Source organism: Leisingera sp. NJS204 (assembly GCF_004123675.1).
GTDB lineage: Bacteria > Pseudomonadota > Alphaproteobacteria > Rhodobacterales > Rhodobacteraceae > Leisingera.
The window spans coordinates 2,693,082-2,714,351 of sequence record NZ_CP035417.1; the positions used below are offsets into that span (position 1 = coordinate 2,693,082).

Annotated in this window: 16 protein-coding genes and 3 tRNA genes; 11 read left to right on the forward strand and 8 right to left on the reverse strand. The window is 62.2% G+C overall.

Annotation, left to right across the window (positions count from 1 at the left end; translation table 11 throughout):
- Window positions 1–17 precede the first annotated feature (17 nt).
- The 5 genes from ETW24_RS13225 to ETW24_RS13245 all read right to left on the reverse strand — a co-directional run bounded on the left by ETW24_RS13225 (window position 18) and on the right by ETW24_RS13245 (window position 5,548).
- A complete protein-coding gene (locus ETW24_RS13225; protein ID WP_129371484.1) occupies window positions 18–1,802 on the reverse strand; it encodes a peptidoglycan D,D-transpeptidase FtsI family protein in 1,785 nt (594 codons plus the stop codon).
- The gene (gene ftsL / locus ETW24_RS13230; RefSeq protein ID WP_129371485.1) at window positions 1,799–2,149 is read right to left on the reverse strand and encodes a cell division protein FtsL; all 351 of its coding nucleotides are present in this window, start codon (window positions 2,147–2,149) and stop codon (window positions 1,799–1,801) included. The genes ETW24_RS13225 and ftsL overlap by 4 nt, the downstream gene beginning before the upstream one ends.
- Entirely contained in the window at window positions 2,146–3,138 is a 993-nt protein-coding gene (gene rsmH, locus ETW24_RS13235; protein ID WP_129371486.1) for a 16S rRNA (cytosine(1402)-N(4))-methyltransferase RsmH, read from the reverse strand. The genes ftsL and rsmH overlap by 4 nt, the downstream gene beginning before the upstream one ends.
- Before the next feature lie 3 nt (window positions 3,139–3,141).
- Window positions 3,142–3,645: a division/cell wall cluster transcriptional repressor MraZ gene (mraZ, locus tag ETW24_RS13240; RefSeq protein WP_129371487.1), complete on the reverse strand. Its 504-nt coding sequence runs from the start codon at window positions 3,643–3,645 to the stop codon at window positions 3,142–3,144.
- Between the two features lie 838 nt (window positions 3,646–4,483).
- Window positions 4,484–5,548, reverse strand: a complete 1,065-nt coding sequence (locus tag ETW24_RS13245; RefSeq protein ID WP_129371488.1) for an Mrp/NBP35 family ATP-binding protein — start codon at window positions 5,546–5,548, stop codon at window positions 4,484–4,486.
- Window positions 5,549–5,911: 363 nt separating this feature from the next.
- On the opposite strand from ETW24_RS13245, the gene ETW24_RS13250 reads away from it, so the two are divergent.
- Complete coding sequence (locus ETW24_RS13250) at window positions 5,912–6,121, forward strand: DUF1127 domain-containing protein (protein ID WP_129371489.1); 210 nt, start codon at window positions 5,912–5,914, stop codon at window positions 6,119–6,121.
- 388 nt (window positions 6,122–6,509) lie between these two features.
- Here the strand turns inward: ETW24_RS13250 and ETW24_RS13255 are convergent, their stop codons facing one another.
- Entirely contained in the window at window positions 6,510–8,891 is a 2,382-nt protein-coding gene (locus tag ETW24_RS13255; RefSeq protein WP_129371490.1) for an ATP-dependent helicase, read from the reverse strand.
- Window positions 8,892–9,116: 225 nt separating this feature from the next.
- Here ETW24_RS13255 and ETW24_RS13260 point away from each other — a divergent pair, with 225 nt between their 5' ends.
- The 3 genes from ETW24_RS13260 to ETW24_RS13270 all read left to right on the forward strand — a co-directional run bounded on the left by ETW24_RS13260 (window position 9,117) and on the right by ETW24_RS13270 (window position 15,913).
- The gene (locus ETW24_RS13260) at window positions 9,117–10,910 is read left to right on the forward strand and encodes a sensor domain-containing diguanylate cyclase (RefSeq protein WP_129371491.1); all 1,794 of its coding nucleotides are present in this window, start codon (window positions 9,117–9,119) and stop codon (window positions 10,908–10,910) included.
- A 75-nt stretch (window positions 10,911–10,985) separates the two neighbouring features.
- Window positions 10,986–12,146 carry an alpha-hydroxy acid oxidase gene (locus ETW24_RS13265; protein WP_129371492.1) on the forward strand — a complete coding sequence of 387 codons (1,161 nt, stop codon included), beginning with the start codon at window positions 10,986–10,988 and terminating at the stop codon, window positions 12,144–12,146.
- A 323-nt stretch (window positions 12,147–12,469) separates the two neighbouring features.
- Window positions 12,470–15,913, forward strand: a complete 3,444-nt coding sequence (locus ETW24_RS13270; protein WP_129371493.1) for a pyruvate carboxylase — start codon at window positions 12,470–12,472, stop codon at window positions 15,911–15,913.
- 218 nt (window positions 15,914–16,131) lie between these two features.
- Here the strand turns inward: ETW24_RS13270 and ETW24_RS13275 are convergent, their stop codons facing one another.
- The gene (locus ETW24_RS13275) at window positions 16,132–16,317 is read right to left on the reverse strand and encodes a hypothetical protein (protein WP_129371494.1); all 186 of its coding nucleotides are present in this window, start codon (window positions 16,315–16,317) and stop codon (window positions 16,132–16,134) included.
- Between the two features lie 157 nt (window positions 16,318–16,474).
- On the opposite strand from ETW24_RS13275, the gene ETW24_RS13280 reads away from it, so the two are divergent.
- The 7 genes from ETW24_RS13280 (at window position 16,475) to ETW24_RS13310 (ending at window position 20,967) form a co-directional block, all read left to right on the forward strand.
- A tRNA-Gly gene (locus ETW24_RS13280) sits at window positions 16,475–16,549 on the forward strand.
- Window positions 16,550–16,692: 143 nt separating this feature from the next.
- Window positions 16,693–17,652 carry a DNA cytosine methyltransferase gene (locus ETW24_RS13285; RefSeq protein ID WP_129371495.1) on the forward strand — a complete coding sequence of 320 codons (960 nt, stop codon included), beginning with the start codon at window positions 16,693–16,695 and terminating at the stop codon, window positions 17,650–17,652.
- Window positions 17,653–17,766: 114 nt separating this feature from the next.
- Window positions 17,767–18,669, forward strand: coding sequence for a NaeI family type II restriction endonuclease (locus ETW24_RS13290; RefSeq protein ID WP_129371496.1), 903 nt, complete (start codon window positions 17,767–17,769; stop codon window positions 18,667–18,669).
- Window positions 18,654–19,067: a very short patch repair endonuclease gene (locus tag ETW24_RS13295; RefSeq protein ID WP_129371497.1), complete on the forward strand. Its 414-nt coding sequence runs from the start codon at window positions 18,654–18,656 to the stop codon at window positions 19,065–19,067. The genes ETW24_RS13290 and ETW24_RS13295 overlap by 16 nt, the downstream gene beginning before the upstream one ends.
- A 90-nt stretch (window positions 19,068–19,157) precedes the next feature.
- Window positions 19,158–19,232 (forward strand) — tRNA-Gly (locus ETW24_RS13300).
- Between the two features lie 144 nt (window positions 19,233–19,376).
- Window positions 19,377–19,451: transfer RNA gene (locus ETW24_RS13305), tRNA-Gly, on the forward strand.
- Window positions 19,452–19,614: 163 nt separating this feature from the next.
- Window positions 19,615–20,967, forward strand: coding sequence for an aminotransferase (locus tag ETW24_RS13310; protein ID WP_129371498.1), 1,353 nt, complete (start codon window positions 19,615–19,617; stop codon window positions 20,965–20,967).
- Window positions 20,968–21,009: 42 nt separating this feature from the next.
- Here ETW24_RS13310 and ETW24_RS13315 read toward each other — a convergent pair whose 3' ends face one another.
- Entirely contained in the window at window positions 21,010–21,249 is a 240-nt protein-coding gene (locus ETW24_RS13315; protein ID WP_129371499.1) for an Lrp/AsnC family transcriptional regulator, read from the reverse strand.
- Between the last annotated feature and the right edge of the window lie 21 nt (window positions 21,250–21,270).

Genomic DNA, 21,270 nt, shown 5'->3' on the forward strand with positions numbered 1-21,270 from the left:
CGGCCCTCTGCCCTGGTTCAGTTCGAGGTGAGGGTTATACCAGTCACCTCTGCGGGTTCAACTTGCGGACGCAGGCCCAACAGCGGCGCGACCCGGCCGATCATCTCAGCCGCAACCGGGGTCGCGGTCCAGCCTGCGGTGCGGCGCTCCTCGCCATGGGCAATGATAGAGGGTTCGTCCAGCGTCACGATCAGCACGTATTTCGGGTCATGTGCCGGAAAAATAGAGGCAAAAGTGGCAATTACCTTGTCATCATAATAGCCGCCCTGCGGCTTGGGCTTGTCAGCCGTGCCGGTCTTGCCGCCCACCTGATAGCCCTCGACCTCGGCAAACGACGCGGTGCCTTCGCTGACCACCTTGCGCAACATTTTGCGCGCGGCGGCGGCGGTGCTTTCGCTCAGCACCCGTTCACCCGGCTGCGGTGCCGCCTGTTTCAGAATCGTCGGCGCCACATAACGCCCGCCATTGGCAATCGCCGCATAACCCGCCGCCAGATGCATCGGCGTGGTGGAAATGCCGTGGCCATAGGAAATGGTCATCGCCGACAGTTCGGACCAGTTGGCGGGCAGCAGCGGCTTGCCGCCCTTGGCCTCGGAAATCTCAAACGGGGTCGGCTCCAGCATGCCCAGCGTATCAAGGAAGCTTTTCTGCCGCTCCACCCCGATCTGCTGCGCCAGCCGTGCGGTGCCGATGTTGGAGGATTTGACGATGATCTTGGTCACCGACAACTCGTTGCCGTAGTTGCGGAAATCACGGATCGCAAAGCGGCCCCAACGCAACGGGCCGCGGGTGTCGATCACGGTGTCGGCGCCAACCAGCCCCAGCTCCATCGCTTGCGCTGCAGTGAAGATCTTGAAGGTGGAGCCAAGCTCGTACACCCCCTGCACCGCGCGGTTGAACAGCGGGCTGACCGACGGATCAAAGCCCGAGGCCGGCGGGCGCGGACGGTCGTTGGGATCGAAATCCGGGAAGGACACAACCGAGATCACCTCTCCGGTATGGGCATCCATCAGGATCGAAGTTGCGCCTTTGGCGTTCATCAGCTTCATGCCGCCATACAGTACCTGCTCGGCTGCGGCCTGCACGGTGAGGTCCAGCGACAGTTGCAGCGGCTTGCCCGCATTGGCCGGGTTGCGCAGGTAGCTGTCGAACTGGCGTTCAACGCCTGCCACACCGATCACTTCGGCGGCGTTCACGCCCTCCTTGCCGAATCCGGCACCTCCCAGCACATGGGCAGCCAGGCTGCCATTGGGGTACAGACGCATCTCGCGCGGGCCGAACATCAGGCCGGGATCGCCGATGTCATGCACCGCCTGAAGCTGCTCGGGGCTGATTTTCTTCTTTACCCACAGGAACTTGCGCTTGCCCGTAAAATCCCGGATCAAACGGTCGAGTTCAAGGTCCGGGAAGATCTGCACCAACTGCTCTGCCGCGCCGATGGGATCAATCATCTGCGGCGGCTGGGCATACAGGGAATGGGTCTCGAAATTGGTGGCCAGCAGGCTGCCGTTGCGGTCAACAATGTCGGCCCGCTGCGCGGCGATGACGCTGCCGGCAACGCTGGCGACGGGCTCGGACGGCTCCGACACCGCCGTCATGCCCATGCGCGCAGTGATGGCGCCAAAGGCACAGACAAAGAACAGCCCCAGCACCAGCAGCCGCCCCTCGGCGCGCTGACGGGACTGCACCTGCATTTCCTGATGCCGCAGGCTGATGTTTTCTTCTTCGATCACATCCGGGTTTTCGCCGGTTGCGCGGGCATGAAGAACCCGCGCCAGCGGGCGGAGCGGGGTGCGGATCATGGCTGGCTCCTCAGGTTCAAGCCCGACACCTCAACGCCTTCGGTGATCACCAGCTCTTCGGGTTCGGGATATGAAACCTCATCCACCCGGCCGAACTGATCAGGGCGCAGCGGCAACAGGCCCAGGCTGTCGAAATTGATATCCGCCAGCTCGCGCAGCCGCTGCGGCCGGTTGAGATAGGCCCATTCGGCGCGCAGCACGCTAAGCCGCACCTGCGCCGCACCGATCTGGCCCTGCAGGGCGCGGGTATCCTTCAGCACCTGCTGGGTGGCGTAGTTTTCGCGGTAGGCCCAGAAGGCCAGGCCAAAGACGGCCAGGCAGGTTGCGGCATACAGCAGGGTCTTCATTTGCGCGCCTCTTTCAGCTGCGGCATTCCAAGTTCCTTGGCCGAGATCGGTCCGGGTTCAGCAGCCGTGCGGCGTCCGACCCGCAGGCGGGCGGAGCGGGAGCGGGGGTTTTCCGCCAGTTCCTGATCGTCGGGGCCGACGGCCTTGCGGGTGACCAGTTCGAACTGGTTGGGCGTATCTTCCTGCTCCGGCGCATAGCGGTTGGCGCGGCCGGTTTTGCCCGCGCGGTGCTGAAAGAAGCGTTTGACCATCCGGTCCTCGACCGAGTGAAAGGTGACCACAGCCAGCAATCCGCCGGGTTTCAGCGCGCGCTCGGCGGCCAGCATCCCCTCGAACAGCTCGTCATATTCGGCGTTTACTGCGATGCGCAGGCCCTGAAAGCTGCGGGTCGCCGGGTGCGACTGGTTGGGCTTGGGGCGCGGCAGGCAGCTTTCAATGATCTTGGCAAGGCGCAAAGTGCTGGTGATCGGTTCAATCGTGCGTTCACGGACAATCGCCTTGGCGATGCGGCGGCTGGCGCGTTCTTCGCCGTAGTGGAACAGGATGTCAGCGATCTGCACCTCATCCAGCTCGGCAATCAGATCGGCGGCTGAAGGTCCCGACTGCGACATCCGCATGTCCAGCGGCCCGTCCCGCATAAAGGAGAAGCCGCGCTCGGCCAGGTCCAGCTGCATAGAAGAGACACCAAGGTCCAGCACCACACCATCGAGACCTTGCGCATATTCATCCATGCGGGAGAACACCCCCTGCTGCAGGATCAGGCGGTCGCCGTAATCCGCGGCCCAGGGTTTGGCCATCTCAAACGCCAGCGGGTCGCGGTCAACCCCGGTAACTTCGTCAGCGCCGGCCTCAAGCAGCCCGCGGGTATAGCCGCCCGCACCGAATGTGCCATCCAGCCAGCGGCCCGTGACCGGAGCCACGGCCTGCAGCAGCGGGCGCAGAAGGACGGGAATGTGGGGACCATTGGCAGCGTTTTGGTCCTGGGTCATAAGTCAAACGCCTCCGGCGCCATCTAGGAATTCCAGGGGATCGAAATCCTCGGGCAGGTCTTCCATCAGTTTCTCGGCTTCCGCCATTTCGACCTCTTCATAGGTCCCGGGGTTCCAGATCTGGAAGGTATCGCCGGACGCAATAAAGAAAGCTTCGCCATCCAGGCCGATCTTCTGACGCAGCTTGGCAGGCAGCACAAGGCGGCCGGTGTCATCCACGTTGGTCGGCAAGGATTGGCCGTTGAACATGCGTTCCAGGATCTTGCGCGGTTTGGAGCCGCGCGGCAGGGCGGCGATCTTGGCGTCCACCTCGTCGATGGCTTCCATTGTATAGCATTCCAGGAACGGGCGGCGGTGATCGCCGTAAACGATGACCAGTTCGGGGCTGTCGCCGGATTTCCAGTTGGGGTCGGCGGCCTCCAGCACACGGCGGAAAGAGGCCGGAATTGACACCCGCCCCTTACTGTCCACCTTGTGGTGGCTTTCGCCTCTGAACCTGCGGCCCAACTTACCGTTCCTTTTCCGCGCGTCCCTCGCGTAAATCCGATCCCCAGAATGAAAAGGGGCGGGTTGATCTGCTGCCACTGATCAACCCGCCGCCTTGGCCCGCTATGCGGGATGTCCGACTGCGCACGCCACCTGGGGGGATGTCTGCTCGCTCGCGCGCCGGATCTCTTGGTTCGATGAAAGCGAAGGCCTGTATGAAACCTGCTCTTTTAGTTTGGCTTGGGGTCGTTTGGCGCCCCGTCCCTCGTCTCATTCGATGTAATAGGGATACTATGGGAAATGATGGTCCTGCAACTGTTTTCTGCGGGAAATCATCGAACGGCTGCCAACAGCAACAGGGATTCGCAAGAGATTCGTGACCTAATTGAGGCAAAATCGCAAACTTGTTGTGCATCAATCAATCGTGAACACCATATATAGGGGCCAGTTGCACCTGCTATTTTTTTCCCATAGTTTCCCGCGATTCGACACGAAGACTCGCTTCAGCCACGAATATTCCCCTTACGTTCGCATCCATCCGCAAAGAAGGCGGCGGAATACTCCGGTATCAACGCCTCAATACCGCGTGATTCGCACCTTCAAGAGAGGTGCGGGGCAATTCGGGCCATGATTTCCCATGGCGCCCATGAATTCCCGCAGGCCCCGTGAATTCCCGGCTGCCCCATACACGCCCGCCGGTCCCATGCGGTCCGATGCGGGACAGGCTGCCGCACTGACGCCCAAACCGGGCGGGCAATCCCATCTGCACCCGATCAAGGGGACCAAACAGCAAAAGGCCCGCCAATCAGGCGGGCCATCCAGGACATTGCATCGGGAACGAGACAGAAGCCTGCCGGGGTCAGGCCATGCCGCCGCCGATCAGACCCTCGGCAATCCGCGCATAGGCCTGCGCCATTGGCCCCTCGCCCGCAGCGATGGGTGTGCCGCTGTCGCCGGCCAGCCGGGTTTCCAGGTCAATCGGCAGGGCACCCAGAAGCGGCAGGCCAAGCGCCTCCGCCTCAGCCGCAACACCGCCATGGCCAAAAATGTGATGCTCGCCGCCGCAATCGGGGCAGGTGAAAAAGGACATGTTCTCGATCAGGCCCAGCACCGGGGTTTTCAGCGTCTTGAACATATCCATTGCCTTGCGTGCATCCAGCAGCGCCACATCCTGCGGGGTGGAAACCACGATGGTGCCGGTCAGCTCTGTTTTGGTGCAAAGCGTCAGCTGCACATCGCCGGTGCCGGGCGGCAGGTCGACGATCAGCACATCCAGCTCACCCCAGTTCACCTGCCCCAGCATCTGCTGCAGCGCCCCCATCAGCATCGGGCCGCGCCAGACCACCGCCTTGCCCTCCTCCAGCATAAAGCCGATCGACATCAGGGTGACGCCGTGGGCGTGCAGCGGTTCAATATTCTTGCCGTCAGGGCTGGCAGGGCGGCCTGTTGCGCCCATCATCCGCGGCTGGGAGGGGCCGTAGATATCGGCGTCCAAGAGGCCGACCTTGCGGCCCTGCCTGGCCAGCGCCACGGCAAGGTTTGACGACACGGTGGATTTCCCCACCCCGCCCTTGCCGGACCCAATCGCCAGGATGCGCTGGACGCCCGCGGGTTTCAGCGGCCCGGCCTGCGGTTTCGGGTGGCCGCCGACCTTAAGGCTGGGCGCGGGCTGCTGCGCGGCATGGGCGGTGAGCGCGGCAGAGACAGCCTCAACCCCGTCCAGCGATAGCACCGCGGCCTCGGCGGCTTTGCGCAAAGGCTCCATCAGCTTGGCGATCTCGGGGCTGGGCGCTTCGATCACAAAGCTCACCTTGCTGCCGTCGATGCGCAAAGCGCGCAGCATGTCGCGCGACACCAGCGTGCCGCCGTCCGGCAAGGCCAGCCGCTCCAGTATTTCGCGAATCTGATCCTGAGTGACCGCCATGACTGCTCTCCTGCGTGTTGTCCGGCCCTATATATGTGTCCGCCATACGCCTTGGAACCCGTGTTGCGTGATTGCCGCGGCCCCGGCTGCGGGGCCAAGGGCCGCATCCGTCAACAGACCGCGCCGCCAGCCATGCGCGGACTGCAGCCCCGCGCATGAAAATTATACATCTGCGCAACGGCACGCTGAATTTAGTGACCCTTTACAAAGGCATACCCTAGGGTCACCCATGCAAATGCTGCATAGCAGCATTGACGACGCACGGGATTGCGACTCTGCGCAAGATCCCTAAATTACCCCTCAAGCGGCGCCGGGATGGTGCCGGACGGATACGACGATACGGTCAGACGAAGGAACAGAACGATGGCAGCAGCACAACAGATCTCCGCGGTGAACATTGCATCCCCGGTTGGCTTCCTGGATGCGCTGATGGTGAAATTCGTTCGCTATCGGCTGTACCGCAAGACCGTCAATGAACTGTCGGCGCTGACAGCACGCGATCTGGCGGATCTGGGCCTGAACCGGTCTGAGATCCAGCGCGTCGCCTATCAGGCCGCTTACGAGAACAACTAATAGAGATCAGGCCTTTTCTCCTCCTCCCTTGAAGGGCCTGGCTTTGGCGGTGGCATCCTCCTCCTCCCTGATGCCGCCGCACCTTATACCGGTTAACAGCCGGGCTTGGATCACCGGGATCTCCTCCTCCCTGAATTCCGGTGTTTGACAGAACGGCGGTGCCCCTCCTCCTCCCTGGGCACCGCCGTTTTTGCGTTCTGAACACCCGGACACCCCACCCGCAGGCCGCAAGCATTTGCAGCCAGGCCTTTGCCTGTCCGTTTTGCGTAAACCGGGAAGGAAGGGGCGGCGCAGGCGCGGCGGGCAGCAAAGCTGCCCGCCGCGCCTGCGCCCGGATCGGATCGCTGCGCGATCCGATCCGCCGGTCAATCCGGCGTTAAGGGGTTAATCAGAAAGGCACGTCGTCGGTGGCCGAGATGAAACGGGCGACCACTTTCTTGATGCCTGCCTTCTCAAAGTCCACTTCCAGCTTGTCGCCCTCGATACCGGTGATCGCGCCATAACCGAATTTCTGGTGGAACACGCGTTCGCCCAGGGTGAAGCTGGACGTGGCAGTGAGGTCGATCACCTGATGCTTGTTCTCCTTGGGCTGCGACATCCCGCGCTCGCCTGCGCGGGCCTGCATCCGCTTCCAGCCAGGTGAGTTGTAGCCATCGGCCTGTGCCATTTTCTCTTCGATGGTGGCGCGGACCTGCCCGCCGCCCATAGTACTGCCCATAGTACCACCCGGTGCCGCAGCACCATAACCGCCGCCGTATAGGCCCGGCGGAGTCAGTACTTCGACGTGTTCCTCCGGCAGCTCGTCGATGAAACGCGAGGGCAGCTGTGATTGCCATTGGCCGAACACCCGGCGGTTGCCGGCAAAAGAGATGGTGCAGATCTGCTCGGCCCGTGTGATGCCCACATAGGCCAGCCTGCGTTCTTCCTCGAGCCCCTTCTGGCCGCTTTCATCCATTGAGCGCTGCGAGGGGAACAATCCGTCCTCCCAGCCCGGCAGGAACACGGCGGGGAATTCCAGGCCCTTGGCGGCGTGCAGGGTCATGATCGAGACCTTCTCGTCGGCGTCCTGCTTGTCATTGTCCATCACCAGGCTGACGTGTTCGAGGAAGCCCTGCAGGTTCTCGAAGTTTTCCAGCGCCTTCACCAGTTCCTTGAGGTTTTCCAGACGGCCGGGTGAATCCGGGTTTTTGTCGTTCTGCCACATGGTTGTGTAGCCGCTCTCATCCAGGATGATTTCGGCCAGTTCCATATGGGTGATGTCGGCGTCGCCGGCCATGCGGCCCCAGCGGGCAATGCCCTCGACCAGCTGGCGCAGCGCGCCGCCGCCCTTGCCCTTGATATACCCGCCCTCAACCGCCAGCCGCGCCCCTTCGACCAAGGACACACCGTTTTCACGGGCGAGGCCCTGGATGGTCTGCTGCGCCTTGTCGCCAAGGCCGCGTTTCGGCGTGTTGACGATGCGTTCAAACGCCAGATCGTCGTCGGGGGAGACCACAACGCGGAAATATCCCATCGCATCGCGGATTTCGAGCCGCTCATAGAAACGCGGGCCGCCGATCACACGGTATGGCAGGCCGATGGTCAGAAACCGGTCCTCAAACGCGCGCATTTGGTGCGAGGCGCGCACGAGAATAGCCATGCTGTTCAGACCAATCGGAGCCTGGCCGCGGGTGCCGCGCTGCTGCGCCTCGATCTCTTCACCGATCCAGCGGGCTTCTTCTTCGCCGTCCCAATGGCCGATCAAGCGGAGTTTTTCGCCGTCGCCGGCAGCCGTCCACAGTTCCTTGCCCAGGCGGCCCTGATTGCCGCGGATCACGTTTGAGGCGGCAGCGAGGATATGCCCGGTGGAGCGGTAGTTCTGTTCCAGCCGCACCACCATGGCACCAGGAAAATCCTTTTCAAACCGTAGGATGTTGCCGACCTCGGCGCCGCGCCAGCCATAGATCGACTGGTCGTCGTCGCCAACGCAGCAGACGTTCTTGTGCTTGCCCGCCAGCAGCCGCAGCCACAGGTACTGCGCCACGTTGGTATCCTGATATTCATCCACCATGATGTAGCGGAACCAGCGCTGGTATTGCTCCAGCACGTCCGGGTGGTTCTGGAAGATCGTCACCATGTGCAGCAGCAGGTCGCCGAAATCGACGGCGTTCAGCTCGCGCAGGCGGGTCTGGTATTGGGCATAAAATTCCGTGCCCCGGTTGTTGTAGGCGCTGGCGTCGCCGGCCGGAACCTTGTCCGGTGTCAGCGCCCGGTTTTTCCAGTCGTCAATGATATTTGCCAGCATCCGCGCGGGCCAGCGCTTGTCGTCGATGCCTTCCGCCTTGATCAGCTGTTTCAGCAGCCGGATCTGGTCATCGGTATCGAGAATGGTGAAATTCGATTTCAGGCCCGCCAGTTCGGCATGGCGGCGCAGCAGTTTCACGCAGACCGAATGGAAGGTGCCAAGCCACGGCATGCCTTCGACCGCCTGCCCCAGCATACCGCCCACGCGTTCCTTCATCTCGCGGGCGGCCTTGTTGGTGAAGGTGACCGACAGGATCTCGTTCGGGCGCACCCGGCCGGTGCTGAGCAGATGCACAATCCGCGTCGTCAGCGCCTTGGTCTTGCCGGTGCCGGCCCCCGCCAGCATCAGCACGGGACCATCCAGGCACTCCACCGCTTCGCGCTGCGCCGGGTTAAGGCTGTCCAGATAAGGCATCGGCCGCGCACCCATGGCGCGGGCCGACAATGATGCGCCTTCAAAGGCGTCCATTTCGTCAAAGCTGCTCATGCGGGTGATCCTAGCCTGATTCAAGCGCGGCGGAAAGAGGACGTTCACAGTCTGTTCACGGGTCAATGTCGGTCCCGGCCAGACCCGTTTCAAGCCCCGCCCAAGGATGCTGCCACAGAAAAATTCCTTAACGCTTATGTCAGGTTAACGGTACCGCAATCAATCCCGCCTACACTCGCAGGAGCGCACAACCGCATTAATACTAACTACTTTTGGCACCGGAATATGAAAAATAATTTGAGATCCAGCCTTGCGGAAAAGATCCGCAGCATGTCGCTGATCCTTGTCCTGATCGTGGCCACGGCTGCGTCTATCTGGGCCGTTTTCGCAGTACCGGCTCCAATTGTGGACCGGATGCTGGAGGACGACATTCGCAAGCAAGCCCAGCATTGGCAGCAGCGGGTTATCCTGCACCTGGCCGATGTCGAGGACTCCTTTGAAGAGGGCAGCGTCCAGCCTCATGATGCCCACATGCTGTCACTGCTGCCACAGGAGACGGATGTTTTCCGCTACCGCCTGCTGACAGCCGCAGGTGAGATTTTCTGGTCCTCGCGCAGCGACGAGATCGGGGAATATGAAACCAATGCGTTTTTTTCCACACAGGTTGCACGCGGCGAGTCTTACTACATGCACAACGCACTGCCGGCGTATGAGGTGGACGGCTTCCCTTTGCAAAGCAACGGATACGACAGCAGTATCACACGGGAAGTTGCACAGGTCTATGTGCCTTTGATGCATAACGGGCATTTCGACGGGGCCATCGACTTTTACACCGACATCACCGACCTGCGGCAGACCTTCATCCGCCGCGCCCAGCTGTCGCTGATCGTGCTGACCTCAATTGCACTACTGGCTATGACCATTGCGGTCTATGTGGTGTTCAAAACCAACCGGTTCAGCATGAATCAGCTGCGCCAGCGCAATGAGACCGAGCGCGGCATTCTGGATGAACAGCTGCGGCTGGCGCGCGAAGTTCAGCTGCTGGGGGAGCTGAATGAATGGCTGCAGTCCAGCCGCTCCTTGGATGAGCTGTTTGATATGGTCGCCCGCTTTATGACCCATATTCTGCCAACCGCTGAGGGCAGTGTTTATGTCTACTCCAATTCGCGCGATGTGCTGGACGGCTGCGCCAGCTGGAACGGCGGCAGCCACAAGGACCACATCCACCCCGAGGAATGCTGGGGCCTGCGCCGGGGCCGGACCTATGAATTCGGCTCCTCGGAGATTGAATTTGTCTGCGAGCACGCCGAGCCGCATGATGGCAGGCGCTATTACTGCTTTCCGATCCTGGCCCATGGCGAGACCGTCGGTCTGATGCACCTGCAGGCGATCAAGGACGAATGCCCGGAATTCGTCAGCAGCAAGAAGCTGGCCCAGATGTGCGCCGAGCAGATCTCGATGGCGATTGCCAATGTGCGGATGCGCGACCAGTTGCATGACCAGTCGGTGCGCGATCCGCTCACCGGGCTGTTCAACCGCCGCCACATGACGGAGACCTTGCGCAAAAGCATCAATGCCAGCCAAAGCAGCGGCCAGCGGCTGAGCATTATTTCTATCGATGTGGATCACTTCAAGAAATTCAACGACAACCACGGCCATGACGCCGGCGACATGGTGCTGCGCGCGGTGGGGTCGGTGCTGGAACAGGCCTGCGACGGCGACGAGGTGGCCTGCCGCCCCGGCGGCGAGGAATTCACGCTGATCGTGCCGGGCGCCAGCCAGGAAGATGTGATGACCAAGGCCGAGATGGTGCGCCAGGCCGTGGAAGACGTTGTTGTGCGCTATGGCGAAAAGGCACTGCCGCGGATCACCATATCACTGGGTGTTGCGCATTATCCGGCCCATGGCACCATGCCGCAGGATCTGCTGCGCGCCTCGGATGAAGCGCTGTATGACGCCAAGGCAAAGGGCCGCAACCAGGTCTGTGTTGCCGAAAGCGCCGCACCGGTGCCCCGCAATCCGGCTGCCCGTTCTGATACCGGCGGCGCGCAGGACGATGCCAAGGGCGCGGCTGCATAAGGCCTGATTTGGTGGTGCCTGCGGGCGGCGGCGCTTTTTCTTGCGGAATCCGCATCGCCGCGTACCAATGCCCGCATGGATCTGCATCAGCGATACCCCGGCCTTGAAGACCTGAAGCGCCGCGCCAAGCGGCGGCTGCCCCGCTTTGTCTGGGACTATCTGGACAGCGGCACCGGGGCTGAGGCGGCGCGGGCCCGGAACCGGACGGGCTTGGACCGCATAGGGTTTCTGCCCTCGGTGCTACATGGCCCGATGGAGCCGGACCTTGCGGTGCCGTGTCTCGGCCGCCGCCCTGCCCTGCCATTTGGCATTGCGCCCGTGGGCATGTCCGGCTTGATCTGGCCCGATGCCGAAGCTACCCTGGCCCGCAGCGCCGCTGCGGCCGGTATTCCTTATTGCCTGTCAACGGTTGCCAGCCAATCGCCCGAGGATCTGGCGCCGCATCTGGGCGATGATGCCTGGTTTCAGCTCTACCCGCCCAAGGACGAGACCATCCGCGGCGACCTGCTGGCGCGGGCGCGGGATGCCGGCTTCAAGACGTTGGTGCTGACGGTGGATGTGCCAGCAGCGTCGCGCCGCGAACGGCAGACCCGCTCCGGCCTGACCCAGCCGCCGCGGCTGACCCCGCGGCTGCTGGCGCAGATCGCGCAGCGCCCGGCCTGGGCGCTGGGAATGGCGCGCCGGCGTCTTGAAGGGCGGGGCATGCCGCGGATGCGGACGCTGGACAAATACATCTCAGGCGAGCAGGTGAATTTGCCGCCAACCGCCCATATCGGATATCTGCTGCGCACTTCGCCGGACTGGGACTATGTGCATTGGCTGCGGCGCAACTGGGACGGCACCTTTATCATCAAAGGGGTGCTGCGCGCCGAAGATGCCGTGCAGCTGCAGGAGGCCGGCGCCGATGCGGTCTGGATATCCAACCACGGCGGCCGTCAGTTCGACGGCTGCCCCGCCGCCATCGATCTGCTGCCGGACATCCGCGCCGCGGTGGATCTGCCGCTGATCTTTGACAGCGGTATCGAAGGCGGGCTGGATATCCTGCGGGCGCTGGCGCTGGGGGCGGATTTTGTCATGCTGGGCCGCGCCTTCCACTATGCGCTGGCGGCACTTGGCACTGTGGGACCGGACCACCTGATTGATATGCTTGCCAAAGATATGCAGGCGAATATGAGCCAGCTTGGCCTGCCCTGCCTTGGTGAAATCCGCAACCTGCAGCAGCGTGAACTGGACTGATTGCACGCAGATTTGGCGCAATTCGGACAAAATCCGAGGAATTGCGCGAAAATGACGCAGCAGTTGCATCATTTGCCCGCTGCGACGCAGAAAAATAGTTACAAAATCATGCTGCAAGTGCAGAATTCCAGCAGAATCTGCACCTGTTAGCGCCATGCCCCCAATCCCCCGATTAGACCGGGCAGCGGGCAAACAGCAGATGAGGAATGACAAAAGAGGCCGCTTGAGAGCGCAATCATGCCGGAAATACCCAGAACTACGGTTGTGCGGTTCGTTAGTATCCGCCTAACACTGCACCAACTTGCACGGACCCCGAGGGTGAAATGACCGACTTCAAAAAGATCCTGATTGCCAACCGTGGTGAGATCGCCATCCGCGTGATGCGCGCCGCCAACGAAATGGGCAAACGCACCGTCGCTGTCTATGCCGAGGAAGACAAGCTCGGCCTGCACCGGTTCAAGGCGGACGAGGCCTACCGGATCGGCGAAGGCATGGGCCCGGTGGCCGCCTATCTGTCGATTGACGAAATCATCCGTGTTGCCAAGGAATGCGGCGCCGATGCGATCCACCCCGGATACGGCCTGCTGTCGGAAAACCCGGAGTTTGTCGATGCCTGTGCGCGCAACGGCATCACATTCATTGGCCCCAAGGCTGAAACCATGCGCGCGCTGGGTGACAAGGCCAGTGCGCGCCGGGTTGCGGTTGAAGCCGGCGTGCCGGTCATTCCCGCCACCGAGGTGCTGGGCAATGACATGGACGCGATCCGCAAGGAAGCGGCTGAGGTCGGATACCCCTTGATGCTGAAAGCGTCCTGGGGCGGCGGCGGCCGCGGCATGCGGCCGATCCACAGCGAGGATGAGCTGGAAGAGAAAGTGCTGGAAGGCCGCCGCGAAGCGGAAGCCGCCTTTGGCAACGGCGAGGGTTATCTGGAGAAGATGATCATCCGCGCCCGCCACGTCGAGGTGCAGATCCTGGGCGACAAGCATGGTGAGATCTACCACCTGTTTGAGCGCGACTGCTCGGTGCAGCGCCGCAACCAGAAAGTTGTCGAACGCGCGCCTGCCCCCTATTTGACCGATGAGCAGCGCTCCGAGATCTGCGATCTGGGCCGCAAGATCTGCCAGCATGTGAATTATGAATGTGCCGGCACTGTCGAATTCCTGATGGATATGAATGACGGCAAGTTCTACTTCATCGAAGTGAACCCGCGGGTGCAGGTGGAACACACCGTGACCGAAGAGGTCACCGGCATCGACATCGTGCAGGCGCAGATCCTGATCGCCGAAGGCAAAACCCTGGCCGAGGCCACCGGCAAAGCCAGCCAGGATGACATCCGCCTCAACGGCCACGCGCTGCAGACCCGGGTGACCACCGAGGATCCGCTGAACAACTTCATCCCCGATTATGGCCGCATCACCGCCTACCGGTCCGCGACCGGCATGGGCATCCGCCTGGATGGCGGCACCGCCTATGCGGGCGGCGTGATCACCCGCTATTATGACTCGCTCTTGACCAAGGTCACCGCCTCGGCGCAGACCCCGGAAAAAGCGATTGCCCGAATGGACCGCGCGCTGCGCGAGTTCCGGGTGCGCGGAGTGTCGACCAACATTGCCTTTGTCGAGAACCTGCTGAAGCACCCGACCTTCCTCGACAACACCTATACCACCAAGTTCATCGACGAGACGCCGGAGCTGTTCCAGTTCAAGCGCCGCCGCGACCGCGGTACCAAGGTGCTGACCTATATTGCCGACATTTCGGTGAACGGCCACCCGGAGACCGAAGGCCGCGCCGCCCCTGCCGCCGACCTGAAAGAGCCGCGCGCGCCGCATGCGGAGCCGGGCAATCAGCCCTATGGCACCCGCAACCTGCTGGAGCAAAAGGGCGCGCAAGCCGTTGCTGACTGGATGAAGGCGCAGCGCCAGCTGCTGCTCACCGACACCACCATGCGCGACGGGCATCAGTCGCTGCTGGCGACCCGGATGCGCTCGATCGATATGATCAAGGTGGCGCCGGCCTATGCGCAGAACCTCAGCCAGCTGTTCTCGGTGGAATGCTGGGGCGGCGCGACGTTTGATGTGGCCTACCGCTTCCTGCAGGAATGCCCCTGGCAGCGCCTGCGCGATCTGCGCGAGCGGATGCCGAACGTGATGACCCAGATGCTGCTGCGCGCCTCCAACGGCGTCGGCTATACCAACTATCCGGACAATGTGGTGCAGGAATTCGTGCGCCAGGCCGCAAAGACCGGCGTCGATGTGTTCCGCGTCTTCGATAGCTTGAACTGGGTTGAAAACATGCGCGTCGCGATGGACGCCGTGGTCGAGAGCGGCAAGGTCTGCGAAGGCACCATCTGCTATACCGGCGACATCCTGGACCCGAACCGCGCCAAATACGACCTGAAGTATTATGTCGGCATGGCCAAGGAGCTGGAGGCCGCAGGCGCCCATGTTCTGGGCCTGAAAGACATGGCGGGCCTGCTGAAACCCGCCGCGGCCCGCCAGCTGGTCAAGGCGCTGAAGGAAGAGGTCGGCCTGCCGGTCCATTTCCACACTCATGACACTTCGGGCATTGCCGGGGCGACCATTCTGGCCGCTGCGGATGCCGGTGTAGACGCTGTAGACGCGGCGATGGACGCGTTTTCCGGCGGCACCTCGCAGCCCTGCCTGGGTTCCATCGTCGAAGGCCTGCGCAACACCGACCGCGATACCGGCATCGACATCGCAGCAGTGCGCGAAATCTCCGGTTACTGGGAACAGGTGCGGGCGCAGTATGCGGCCTTTGAATCGGGCCTCGCGGCGCCGGCTTCTGAAGTGTACCTGCACGAGATGCCGGGCGGCCAGTTCACCAACCTGAAAGCGCAGGCCCGCAGTCTGGGTCTGGAAGAGAAGTGGTCTGATGTGGCGCAGACCTATGCTGACGTGAACCAGATGTTCGGCGATATCGTCAAGGTGACACCGTCGTCCAAGGTGGTTGGCGACATGGCGCTGATGATGGTCAGCCAGGGCCTGACCCGCGATGAGGTCGAGAACCCGGAAAGCGATGTGGCCTTCCCCGACTCGGTTGTCGACATGATGCGCGGCAACCTGGGCCAGCCTCCGGGCGGCTTCCCTGCGGGCATCGTCTCCAAGGTGCTGAAAGGCGAAGCGCCCAATGTCGAACGCCCCGGCGCGCATCTGGACGCGGTGGACCTAGAAGCGGTCCGCGCCGAGCTGTCGAAAGAGCTGGAAGGCTTCACCGTCGATGACGAGGACCTGAACGGCTACCTGATGTACCCGAAGGTGTTCCTGGATTACATGGGCCGCCACCGCCAGTACGGCCCGGTGCGCAGCCTGCCGACCCGCACGTTCTTTTACGGCATGGAGCCAGGCGAGGAGATCACCGCCGAGATCGATCCGGGCAAGACCCTGGAGATCCGCTTGCAGGCGATTTCCGAGACCGACGTGAAGGGCGAAGTGAAGGTCTTCTTTGAACTGAACGGCCAGCCCCGCGTGATCCGGGTGCCGAACCGTCTGGTCAAGGCCTCGACCGAACAGCGCGCCAAGGCCGAAGTTGGCAATGCAAACCATGTCGGTGCGCCAATGCCGGGGGTTGTCGCCTCGGTCGCGGTGCAGGTCGGCCAGCAGGTCCACGAGGGCGACATGCTGCTGACCATCGAAGCGATGAAGATGGAAACCGGCATCCACGCCGAACGCGACGCGGTGGTCAAGGCCGTGCACGTCCAGGCCGGCACCCAGATCGACGCCAAGGACCTTTTGGTCGAGCTGGAGTAAACTTCTCAGCTGGCACAAAGAAAGAAGGGGCGCCCTGCCGGTTGGAGGGGCGCCCTTTTTCTATTGCGCGGCCAATGCGGAATTGCGCGGGAAGTCAGGCCGGTTTTCCGGCCAGTTTTTCCGCCCGGAAAACCGGGGCGGTCCGCAACTGGGATCACCCGAAAATCCTCGCAGGATTTTTGGCCGTTTACCGAGCCGGGAAACGGTTTGCCTCAATGTCAGGCGTTGAATGCTTCAGGGTCCGGCAAGGTTACGGTTTCAACCTGCACTGGCTTTATCCCATCAATCTGGCCGGCCCAGCTGTCCGCTTGCGGTGTGCTGTGGCGCTGCACGCCGTGCGCAAGCAAGCCCAAGGCAATTGCCGCACCCAGGCCAGTGATCCGCAGGCAGTCCTTCCAAAGCATGATCCAATCCCTCCTGAAAAGTTCCGCTGGTTTGTGAGTGAAACGCACAGTCTGGCCGCTTCCGTCGCGGCGGGTGCAGATTTTTTTCATCTGCCGCCGGTTTTCCTCTTGCAGCGCGGACGGCGACGCCCTAAATCACCGCTCACCGGATGGCAGCGCGGGCGTAGCTCAGGGGTAGAGCATAACCTTGCCAAGGTTAGGGTCGGGCGTTCGAATCGCCTCGCCCGCTCCATCTGGAACCGAACAGGCCGTCCCTCGGGGCGGCCTTTCGCTTTTGGCGATTTGCGCGTACCCTGCCCCGAGCAGAAATCCTTGTGCGGAATCACCTTTGCGCATAGGAACAGAGCAAGAACACGAACACACGGGCAGAGCAGAATGCTGACATCGGTAGAACTATGCGCAGGCGCGGGCGGCCAGGCCTTGGGGCTGGAGGCGGCGGGCTTTGACCACACGGCGCTGGTTGAGATCGACAAGCATTGCTGCGCCACCCTGCGCCACAACCGCCCCGCCTGGAATGTGCTGGAAGAAGACGTGCGTAAATTCAAAGACGTGGCGGGCGACTATAAAGGCATCGATCTGCTGGCCGGCGGCCTGCCCTGCCCGCCGTTTTCCGTAGCGGGCAAGCAGTTGGGCGAAAAGGACGAGCGCAACCTGTTTGACGACGCGATCGAGATTGTCGATGCCACCCGCCCCCGCGCGGTGATGATCGAAAACGTGCGCGGTTTTCTGGATGCGGTGTTCCATGACTACCGCGAAAAGCTGAAGAAGCAGTTGTCGAAACTGGGATATGAGACCGATTGGCGGCTGCTGAATGCATCGGATTACGGCGTGCCGCAGCTGCGGCCGCGGGTTGCGATTGTTGCGTTGCGCAAAGAGTTCGCCGGCCAGTTCAACTGGCCTGAACCGTTGCCGTACAACCCGCCGACCGTTGGTGCCACCCTCATCGACCTGATGAAGGAACGCGGCTGGCGCGGGGCGGAGGACTGGGCCGCCAAGGCGGATGAAATTGCTCCCACCATCGTCGGCGGTTCCAAGAAACACGGCGGGCCTGATCTGGGTCCGACCCGGGCGCGGCGGGCCTGGGCGGCCTTGGGGGTTGAAGGGCGCACAATCGCCTATGAGGCGCCGGACCCGTTCCACAACGACATGCCGCGCCTCACGGTGCGGATGGTAGCGCGTATTCAGGGCTTCCCGGATGCGTGGCATTTCACCGGCGCGAAAACCAATGCCTACCGCCAGGTCGGCAACGCCTTTCCACCGCCGGTGGCCGAAGCTGTTGCACGCGAGCTGAGGGCGGCAATTGCCAAGCCGAAGCTGCATGCTGTGCGGGCCTAAAGCCTCCCCGTCAGTCCAGAGCCAAGGGCAGCGCCCGGCCTTGGGCGGGAGCGAAGCGTCTTCCCGTGGGCAGGGTCGGGCGCTGCCCGGCCTATTGTCCGGGCGGAACGCTGTATGAAACAGAAACTTCCCGACAGTCTTGTCCGTCCCGGCCACCCGGATTTCACAGTCCTTTGCGAACTGGCGGAGGAGATCACGACGCGTGCAGGCGGTGCCTTGGCGCTGGAACACGACGTGCCGCAGATGCTGCGCCAGTGCATTGACGATGTGATCATGACGCCCAAGACCGGGCGGCGCGCCTATGAAGAACTTGAGAAGACCGAAAAGACCTATATCGGCACCAGGGTCGAGATTGAGCTGCGGGCGCTGCTGCGCTTGCGCAAGGGGCGGCTGGATACCGAGATCCTGGGCCGGGACGTGGACATCAAGCACACGATGGGCAGCAATTGGATGATCCCGACCGAGGCGCTGGATTGCGCCTGCCTGCTGGTGGCGGCGGATGAGGTGCGGGCGCGCTGCTATCTGGGGCTGGTCATTGCCCGGCGTGAATACCTGACAGCTGGTCAGAACAAGGACGCCAAGCGCAGCATTTCGGCGGAAGGGTTCCGCCATATCCTGTGGCTGCTGAAGGATCAGCCTTACCCCGCCAATTTCTGGCGTATCGCGGACGAGGCGGCGGTGGAGCAGATCTTTGCGGGCGCCACGGGCAATGAACGGATGGCGCAGCTGTTCCGGCTGATCCGAGGGCGCCCGATTCCGCGCGACGTGGTGGAGGCGGTGGCGCAGCAGAAGGACTTCATGCGCCGGATCCGGGCCGATGGCGGCCATGGCACCCGCGATGTTCTGGCCCGCGAGCAGATCGTGCTGCTGGAGGGTCAGAAGGACGCCCAGCTGATCAAGGCGCTGGAGCTGCCGCCCTGCCCGGCCAGTGCTTTTGTTTCCTGCCGGATTGAAAGCAGCTACCATGCCCGCATGGTGGAACAATCCAGGCATCACGTGGAATGGCCGACAGCCTGACACCCGAGCGGCGCAGTGCCAATATGGCAAAGATCCGCGGCAAGCACACCAAGCCGGAGATGCTGGTGCGGCGGATGGTGCACGGGCTTGGCTTTCGCTACCGGCTGCACCGCAAAGACCTGCCCGGCAAGCCTGATCTGGTGTTCGGCCCGCGTCGCAAAGTGATCTTTGTGCATGGCTGTTTCTGGCATCTGCATGAGTGCCGCGACGGGCGCATTCCAGCATCGCGCCGCGACTATTGGGAACCCAAATTGCTGCGCAACACCCAGCGCGACGCGGAGCAGCTGGCCGCCCTGCAGGCCGCGGGCTGGCAGGTGCTGACCGTCTGGGAATGCGAAACCAAGGATCGGGATGCCTTGCGAATCCGGCTCAGGTCATTTCTGGAAAATGAAGAATAACGCTTATCCACAGATACCTGCGCAAACCTTCAAATTTCCTCTTGCGGCCTGTTTGGGAACGCCCTAAACACCGGCTCATCGAATGGCAGCGCGGGCGTAGCTCAGGGGTAGAGCATAACCTTGCCAAGGTTAGGGTCGGGCGTTCGAATCGCCTCGCCCGCTCCATTCGACAGCCGAAAAGGCCGCCCTTCGGGGCGGTCTTTCGCGTTTTGCAGCCCCTCGGCCTGCAGCACTTTCTTTACCGTTCCGTCATTTTCCGCTTGCAGCAACCTCGCGGATTTCCTATTCACCGCCTCACCGAATGGCAGCGCGGGCGTAGCTCAGGGGTAGAGCATAACCTTGCCAAGGTTAGGGTCGGGCGTTCGAATCGCCTCGCCCGCTCCATTTGGAACCGAACAGGCCGTCCCTCGGGGCGGCCTTTCGCTTTTCTGCCATTTGCCGCTTTAATTTGATCAAATTCCTTTGACGCGACTCGTGAAACGCGACAATTCTATCGGCAATAGGCCCCATGGGACGTTCATGGGTGTTTCGCGCAAGGAGTTTGGCCATGGCCCCTGTCATCTATCCCACCACCAATTTCACCGCGACCGAGCAGCTGTGCCTGGAGCGCGGCGAAGGTATTTATGTCTACGACACGGACGGCAACAAATACATCGAAGGGCTGGCGGGCCTGTGGTGCACCTCGCTGGGCTACAGCAACACCGAAGTGGTGGATGCGATCACCGAACAGCTGCACAAGCTGCCGTTTTCGCACACTTTCGGCGGCAAGACCCATGCGCCGATCATGCAGCTGGCCGAGAAACTGCGCGCGATGGTGCCGGTGGAGGATGCCTATATCTTCTTTGGCAACTCAGGCTCGGACGCCAATGATACCCACGTGAAGATGCTGCGCTATTACTTCAACGCCATCGGCAAGCCGGAAAAGCGCAAGATCATCACCCGCGAGCGCGGCTATCACGGGGTAACGGTGGCGGCGGGGTCGCTGACCTCGCTGCCCGCGAACTTGGCACACTTCGATGCACCGCTGGAGGCGCTGTCGATCCTGCGCTCGGATTCGCCGCATTACTACACCGGGCGCCAGGGCAATGAGACGGAGGCGCAGTTTGTTGACCGGATCATCAATAACCTTGAAGAACAGATCCTGGCCGAAGGCCCCGAAACCATCGCCGCGATGATTGTGGAGCCGATCACCGGCGCGTCGGGCGTAATCGTGCCGCCGGAGGGGTATTACGAGAAGCTGCAGGCGCTGCTGCGCAAACACGGCATTCTGGTCTGGGCGGATGAGGTGATCTGCGGGTTCGGGCGCACCGGGGCGGATTTCGGCTGTACTACGATGGGCATCAAGCCGGACCTGATGACATTCGCCAAACAGCTGAGCTCAGCCTATTTCCCGATTTCGGCTTCGGTCATCCCCGGCTGGATGTATGAGGCGATGATTGATCAGACCAACGAGGTGGGCGTGTTCGGCCACGGCTACACCTATTCCGGCCACCCGGCGGCCTGTGCGGCCGCACTGAAAACGCTGGAGATCTATGAGCGCGACAACCTGTTTCAGCACGCAGCGGATGTGGGTGCCTATATGCAGGCGCAGCTGCGCGAAATCTTCACCGATCATCCGCTGGTCGGCGAGGTGCGCGGCAAGGGGCTGATTGCGGCGCTGGAGCTGGTGTCGAACAAGACCACTGGTGCGGGCTTTGACAAAGGCGCCGCGGGGGCTGCGGCGCAGAAGGCCTGCGAAGCAAACGGGCTGATCCTGCGGGCGGTGGCAGGCAATGCTGTGGCGCTCTGCCCGCCTATCATCATCACCAAGGATGAGGTTGACGACATGCTGGCGCGGTTGAAAACTGCCATCGGCACGGCCTATGAACAGCTCAAGGACAACGGGCTGATCGCCGCCTGAGCTAATCAAAAAAACGCCCCGGTTTGCGGGGCGTTTTCTGTTTCAGAACACCTTGTAGGTCATCGTTGTCAGCGAGCGTTCAATCCCGTCGATCTGCAGCAGCTGGTCATTGATGTATTTGCCAACGTCCTCGCCGGTGGGGATGTAGAGCTTCATCAAAAGGTCGAAATTGCCGCTGGTGGAGTAAAGTTCGGAGTGGATTTCCCGCAGGGCGATTTCCTCGGCCACCTTGTAGGTGGTGCCGGGTTTGCAGCGGATCTGGACAAAGACGCAGGTGGACATGGGTGCCCCTTTTGGATGGTC

Excerpts from the sequence above, each read along its gene's own strand:
- ETW24_RS13270 (WP_129371493.1), top strand. The coding sequence starts at position 12,470 with ATGACCGACTTCAAAAAGATCCTGATTGCCAACCGTGGTGAGATCGCC.
- ETW24_RS13265 (WP_129371492.1), top strand. The coding sequence starts at position 10,986 with ATGGATCTGCATCAGCGATACCCCGGCCTTGAAGACCTGAAGCGCCGC.
- ETW24_RS13315 (WP_129371499.1), bottom strand. The coding sequence starts at position 21,249 with ATGTCCACCTGCGTCTTTGTCCAGATCCGCTGCAAACCCGGCACCACC.
- rsmH (WP_129371486.1), bottom strand. The coding sequence starts at position 3,138 with ATGACCCAGGACCAAAACGCTGCCAATGGTCCCCACATTCCCGTCCTT.
- ETW24_RS13255 (WP_129371490.1), bottom strand. The coding sequence starts at position 8,891 with ATGAGCAGCTTTGACGAAATGGACGCCTTTGAAGGCGCATCATTGTCG.
- ETW24_RS13275 (WP_129371494.1), bottom strand. The coding sequence starts at position 16,317 with ATGCTTTGGAAGGACTGCCTGCGGATCACTGGCCTGGGTGCGGCAATT.
- ETW24_RS13250 (WP_129371489.1), top strand. The coding sequence starts at position 5,912 with ATGGCAGCAGCACAACAGATCTCCGCGGTGAACATTGCATCCCCGGTT.
- ETW24_RS13290 (WP_129371496.1), top strand. The coding sequence starts at position 17,767 with ATGAAACAGAAACTTCCCGACAGTCTTGTCCGTCCCGGCCACCCGGAT.
- ETW24_RS13285 (WP_129371495.1), top strand. The coding sequence starts at position 16,693 with ATGCTGACATCGGTAGAACTATGCGCAGGCGCGGGCGGCCAGGCCTTG.
- ETW24_RS13295 (WP_129371497.1), top strand. The coding sequence starts at position 18,654 with ATGGCCGACAGCCTGACACCCGAGCGGCGCAGTGCCAATATGGCAAAG.
- ETW24_RS13245 (WP_129371488.1), bottom strand. The coding sequence starts at position 5,548 with ATGGCGGTCACTCAGGATCAGATTCGCGAAATACTGGAGCGGCTGGCC.
- ETW24_RS13225 (WP_129371484.1), bottom strand. The coding sequence starts at position 1,802 with ATGATCCGCACCCCGCTCCGCCCGCTGGCGCGGGTTCTTCATGCCCGC.
- ftsL (WP_129371485.1), bottom strand. The coding sequence starts at position 2,149 with ATGAAGACCCTGCTGTATGCCGCAACCTGCCTGGCCGTCTTTGGCCTG.
- ETW24_RS13260 (WP_129371491.1), top strand. The coding sequence starts at position 9,117 with ATGAAAAATAATTTGAGATCCAGCCTTGCGGAAAAGATCCGCAGCATG.
- ETW24_RS13310 (WP_129371498.1), top strand. The coding sequence starts at position 19,615 with ATGGCCCCTGTCATCTATCCCACCACCAATTTCACCGCGACCGAGCAG.